7 protein-coding genes are annotated in these 4,921 nt (G+C 69.6%); 5 read left to right on the top strand and 2 right to left on the bottom strand.

Annotation, left to right across the window (positions count from 1 at the left end):
• Both AC2VOP_RS13920 and AC2VOP_RS13915 read left to right on the top strand, forming a co-directional pair.
• Positions 1-644 (top strand): TIGR03619 family F420-dependent LLM class oxidoreductase (locus AC2VOP_RS13920; protein WP_486961517.1); only part of this gene is annotated, 644 nt, incomplete at its 5' end.
• Between the two features lie 21 nt (positions 645-665).
• The gene (locus AC2VOP_RS13915) at positions 666-1,547 is read left to right on the top strand and encodes an acyl-CoA thioesterase (RefSeq protein WP_486961516.1); all 882 of its coding nucleotides are present in this window, start codon (positions 666-668) and stop codon (positions 1,545-1,547) included.
• 15 nt (positions 1,548-1,562) lie between these two features.
• Here the strand turns inward: AC2VOP_RS13915 and AC2VOP_RS13910 are convergent, their stop codons facing one another.
• Positions 1,563-2,075, bottom strand: coding sequence for a hypothetical protein (locus AC2VOP_RS13910; protein WP_486961515.1), 513 nt, complete (start codon positions 2,073-2,075; stop codon positions 1,563-1,565).
• 46 nt (positions 2,076-2,121) lie between these two features.
• Entirely contained in the window at positions 2,122-3,237 is a 1,116-nt protein-coding gene (locus AC2VOP_RS13905) for an alcohol dehydrogenase catalytic domain-containing protein (protein ID WP_486961514.1), read from the bottom strand.
• A 14-nt stretch (positions 3,238-3,251) separates the two neighbouring features.
• On the opposite strand from AC2VOP_RS13905, the gene AC2VOP_RS13900 reads away from it, so the two are divergent.
• From AC2VOP_RS13900 to AC2VOP_RS13890, 3 genes are all read left to right on the top strand, one after another.
• On the top strand, positions 3,252-3,728 hold the full coding sequence (locus AC2VOP_RS13900; protein WP_486961513.1) for an acyl-CoA thioesterase: 477 nt from the start codon (positions 3,252-3,254) through the stop codon (positions 3,726-3,728).
• Positions 3,729-3,791: 63 nt separating this feature from the next.
• Positions 3,792-4,244, top strand: a complete 453-nt coding sequence (locus tag AC2VOP_RS13895) for an SRPBCC family protein (protein WP_486961512.1) — start codon at positions 3,792-3,794, stop codon at positions 4,242-4,244.
• 1 nt (position 4,245) lies between these two features.
• The coding region (locus AC2VOP_RS13890; RefSeq protein ID WP_486961511.1) for an AMP-binding protein at positions 4,246-4,921 on the top strand (676 nt) is incomplete at its 3' end.

Here is a 4,921-nt window from a genome sequence, read left to right as displayed (position 1 = left end):
TCGTGGTGGCCAAGTCCGGTGCGACGCTGGATCTGCTCTCCGGCGGCCGGTTCACCCTCGCCGCCGGAGTCGGCTACCTCAAGGGAGAATTCGCGGCCCTCGGCGTCGATTACGACGAACGCACCGACCTCTTCGACGAAGCCCTCGAGGTCATCCAGGCGATCTGGACCACAGACGATGTCACCGTCGAAGGGCGGCACTTCACCGCCCGCGGCGTCACCGCGCACCCGCGGCCGGTCAGCCGGCCGCCGATCTGGATCGGCGGCAACACCGCGGCCGCGCGCCGGCGAGTGGTCGCGTACGGCGACGGCTGGTGCCCGTTCCCGGCGCCGCCGGGGCTGGCGCACGCCGCCCGCACCGCAACCATCGACTCGCTCGAGCGACTGGTCGCCGGCATCGACGACCTGCGGCGCCGCTTCGACGCGTCGGACCGGGACGCCTCGGACATCGACGTGGTCTTCACCAACTCTGCCGGCGGCAGTCCCGCTGACGACGGCTTCAACGCCGACGCCTACCTGACCGGCTTGGAGAAGTTGACTGCGGTCGGGGTGACCTGGGTGCAGGTGCCGTTGCCAGGCGACAGCCTGGCCCATGCGCGCGAAACCATCGACCGGTTTGCGGCCCTGGTGATCGACGCGACCTGACGTGCGTGTCAAGCTCGTCGGATGGCAGGAGAAGCTGAGCAAGCGCAATGGTCGGTCACCGGCCTGCTGGACTTGTTCGACGTGGTGCCCGTCGGATCCGACCGTTTCACCGGCCAGACCGGTGTCGCCGGAGACGATGGCCGGCAGGTGGTGGAAGGCACCCAGCTGCTGGGACAGGCGATTGTCGCTGTGGCCAAACGGTTTCCGGACAAGTCGGTCCGTTCGGCACACGCGGTGTTCACCCGGGTGGTGACGGTCGGCCCGGCGGTCGAACTCGACATCGACGTCGTGCACGAAGGCCGGTCCACCGCCACCGCGGTGGTGACTGCGCAGCAGAACGGCCGGCGCTGCGTCACCGTGACGGTGCTCGCCGACATCCCCACCGCCGACGTGATCCGCCACCAGCTCTCCCGGCCCGACGTCGCGGCCCCTGCCGACGCGAACGTCTGCGCTATGGGAATGATCGGTCGCGACCTGCGGCTGGTGGACGTCGTCGACGTCAACAGCCCCGACGAGGTCGGGCCGCCGGAACTGTACGCGTGGCTGCGCTACGACACCATCCCCGACCGCGACGATCTGGCCAAGGCGCTGCTGGCGTACTTCACCGGGCACCTGGGGATCTCCACCACCATGCGCGCGCACCCGGGGATCGGCACCAGCCAGGCACACCTGACGGTGTCCACCGCGCCGATGACGAGCAGCGTCAGCTTCCACGAACCGGTCTCTTGGGCGGGCTGGCTGCTCTACTCGCACGAAAGCACCCAAGTCGGCGCCGGTATGTCGTACGTGCGCGGGCAGATTCACACCGAGGAGGGCAACCTCGTCGCATCGTTTACCCAGGAGGCGATCATCCGTGGGCTGCGGCGCAGCGACACCGCGCTCGGCGCGCAGTCGCGGCTGTGACCGAACCGCTCGGCGCTATATGCGGGCGATGAAGCTACTGCTGTACAACTCCATCGGGTCCTGGGAACGTGGGCTTGGGCGGTCGATCTTGATCCACACGCCCGTCGTTCCCGGTCGGATCGCGTCCTGGAGAGTGACCGAGCCCCGGCCGGCCGCGTCGGTGTCCATGCCGACGAAAGCCGTCCCCGGGTCTCCGGGACCGCACGACGGCGGCGAGGGCGGCCGGGGTAGTTGGATCAGCCCGACGTCGTAGTGCACGCCGAGCTCGCGAGTGTTCACGAAGTGCACCTCGGCGACCACGGTGTTCCCGGTTTTGCGGATGACGGCCTCGCCCTGGCCGGTGGAGGGCTTCCCCCAGAAGGGGTTGAGGAGACGGCCGAAATCGCAGCTTCGCAGGGCAGACACCAGCGGGACCTGGATTCCGCCGTTGGTGTCCGACGGAGCGGCCGCGGCGGTTGTGGTGTCCATCGGTGACAGCGCCGCGGCGGTCGCCGCAGTAGCCGCCAGGAAGAGCGCCAGCTTGCCCATCTGTGCAGTTAATCACACCGTCGCCGCGGCCGGGCCGATACCGAATTCAGTGCCCGCCGAACGTGACGAGCTGGCGCACCGCGGCGCCGTCGGCCAGGTGGTCCATGGCGCCGTTGATGTCGTCTAGCGTGGTGGTGGCCGATACCAGGGCCTGCACCGGCAGCCGGCCCGCCCGCCACAACGCGACGAACCGGGGGATGTCGCGGGCCGGCACCGCGCAGCCCAGGTAGCTGCCGATCAGTGACCGGCCTTCGGCGACAAGGCCCAATGGCGACACGCTGATCCGAGCGTCCGGCCGCGGCAATCCCACGGTGACGGTGCGACCGCCGGGAGCGGTCAGCTCGATCGCGGTCTGCAGTGCGGCCGGATGGCCGGCCGCCTCGATCACCACCGTTGCGCGGACGCCCGCATCGACGGCCTGCTCCGGGGTGTAGGCACGCTGGGCGCCGAGAAGGCTTGCTGCGGCGAGTTTTTCCGGCAGTCGGTCGACCGCGATGACGTCGACGTCGTCGTGTGCCAATGCGGTCAGCACCGCCGCCATGCCGACACCGCCGAGGCCGACGACGGCGACGGTCTGACCCGGTGTCGGGCGGCCCACGTTGAGCACCGCGCCGCCGCCGGTCAGCACCGCGCAACCAAGCAGCGCCGCGACCGGCGGCGGAACGTCGTCGGGCACCGCCACCGCGCTGGCCTGACTGACCACCGCGCGGGTGGCGAATCCGGAGACCCCGAGGTGGTGATAGACCGGTCGGCCGGATCGGCTCAGCCGCACCCCGCCGTCGAGCAGGGTGCCGGCGGCGTTGGCGGCACTGCCCGGCTGGCACGGTGTCACGCCGCCGGTGGCGCAGGCCGGACAGTGGCCGCACCGCGGCAGAAACGTCAACACCACCCGCTGCCCGGGCGCCACGGTGGTGACGCCGTTACCGGCCTGCTCCACGATCCCGGAGGCTTCGTGGCCGAGCAGCATCGGCACCGGCCGTACCCGGTCGCCGTTGACCACCGACAGGTCGGAGTGGCAGACGCCGGCGGCTTCAATGCGGACCAGCAGTTCACCGTCGCCGGGTGGCGCCAGCTCCAGCTGCCCCACCGTCAGCGGCCGCGAGTCGGTGTACGGCCGCGGCGCCCCGATCCGCTCCAGCACGGCGCCGCGGATGGTCACCATGCTGGAATACAACCATGGCTGCCTCGGTTCCGCCCGCGCCCGCAGGCCTGACCAGCCGTGACTTCCCGGTGCGCTGGCCGGTGGACACCCGCTGGGCCGACAACGACATGTTCGGCCACCTCAACAACGCGGTGCACTACCAGCTGTTCGACACCGCCATCAACGGCTGGATCGCCGCCAACGCCGGCGTCGACCCGGTCACCATGCCCGAATTGGGCATCGTCGCCGAGTCGGGCTGTCGCTACTTCGCCGAGCTGGGCTTCCCGCAGCGGCTGGCGGTGGGCCTGGCGGTCACCCGGCTCGGGCGCACCAGCGTCACCTACCGACTCGGCGTGTTCTCAGACGGTGGCGCCGAAGACGGCGGCGACAGCGCAGAGCCGCTGGCCGCGCTCGGGCACTGGGTGCACGTCTACGTCGACCGCACCAGCCGCCGTCCGGTGCCCATACCTGCGGGCATCCGCTCGCTGCTGGCCACCGCCTGCATCGGCTAGTCGCCGGGCACACCGTCGAGGAACTCGACGATAACGCGGACGTGATCTGGATATGCTCGGGCGGTGCCGATCGTCAGCAAGACCGTCGAAGTTGCCGCCGACGCCGCCACCATCATGGCCATCGTCGCCGACTTCGAGTCCTACCCGCAGTGGAACGACGAAGTCGAAGCGCTGTGGGTGCTGGCTCGCTATGACGACGGCCGGCCCAGTCAGCTGCGGCTGGATGCGTCGGTCTCCGGCTTCCAGGGCAGCTACATCCAGGCGGTCTACTACCCCAGCGCCACCCAGATCCAGACCGTGATGCAGCAGGGCGAGCTGTTCACCAAGCAGGAGCAGTTGTTCTCGGTGGTGCAGATGGGTGCTAGCGCGCTGCTGACGGTCGACATGGACGTCGAAACCCAGCTGCCGGTACCCAAGCCGATGGTGAAGAAGGCCGTCAACAATGCCCTGGACTACCTGGCCGACAACCTCAAACGGCGCGCCGAACAGCTGGCCGCCGCGAAGCGGGAGCCGTGAGTTGACTACGCACCACACCCCGGAACTCGACGCCGCCGCACAGCCCTACCGCTCCCGCCGGCAGAACTGGATCAACCAGCTCGACCGGCATGCGCTGATGCAGCCGGACGCGCCGGCGTTGCGGTTTCTGGGTGAGACCATCACGTGGGCGCAGCTGCGTGCCCGGGTCGCGGCGCTGGCCGACGCGCTGGCCCGCCGCGGTGTCGGCTTCGGCGAGCGGGTGATGATTCTGATGCTCAACCGCACCGAGTTCGTCGAGGCGGTGCTGGCGGCCAACATGCTCGGGGCGATCGCCGTCCCGGTCAACTTCCGGTTGACACCAACCGAACTCGCGTTTCTGGTGCGAGACTGCGACCCCCGCGTCGTGGTCACCGAAGCCGTGCTGGCATCGGTGGCTACCGGCGTTCGGGAGATCGAACCATCGCTTTCGAGCGTCCCGGAGATCATCGTGGCCGGTGACTGTGGTGCGGATATGTTGCCCGCGTGCTGGGCTTACGAGGACCTGATCGGCGAGGCGGGAGAACCGCATCAGCCGGTGGACATCGCTGACGACGCGCCGGCGCTGATCATGTACACCTCGGGCACCACCGGTCGCCCGAAGGGGGCGGTGCTGACCCACACCAACATCACCGGCGAGACGATGACGGCGCTCTACACCAGCGGCGCCGATATCACCG

It is taken from the genome of Mycobacterium sp. TH-M106 (genome assembly GCF_057473765.1).
This window is presented reverse-complemented; position numbering and strand designations above follow the sequence as displayed.